The sequence below is a fragment of the Streptomyces rubellomurinus genome (assembly GCF_000961885.1).
Lineage (GTDB): Bacteria > Actinomycetota > Actinomycetes > Streptomycetales > Streptomycetaceae > Kitasatospora > Kitasatospora rubellomurina.
Map to the genome: position 1 here is coordinate 1 of NZ_JZKH01000411.1, position 204 is coordinate 204.

1 pseudogene is annotated in these 204 nt (G+C 66.7%); it reads left to right on the forward strand.

Features of this window, described 5'->3' with window-relative positions:
• Nucleotides 1-204 (forward strand): annotated as a pseudogene (locus tag VM95_RS38410) (Crp/Fnr family transcriptional regulator); the annotation flags it as partial.

Below are 204 nucleotides of genomic sequence, written 5' to 3' on the forward strand. Positions count from 1 at the left end.
CGAGCTGCCCGGCGCCTTCGTGGACTACGAGCTGAAGCCGCGCGAGTACGAGCTGAGCGTCGCGCAGACGATCCTCAAGGTGCACACCCGGGTCGCCGACCTCTACAACCAGCCGATGAACCAGACCGAGCACCAGCTCCGGCTGACCATCGAGGCGCTGCGCGAGCGCCAGGAGCACGAGCTGATCAACAACCCGGAGTTCGG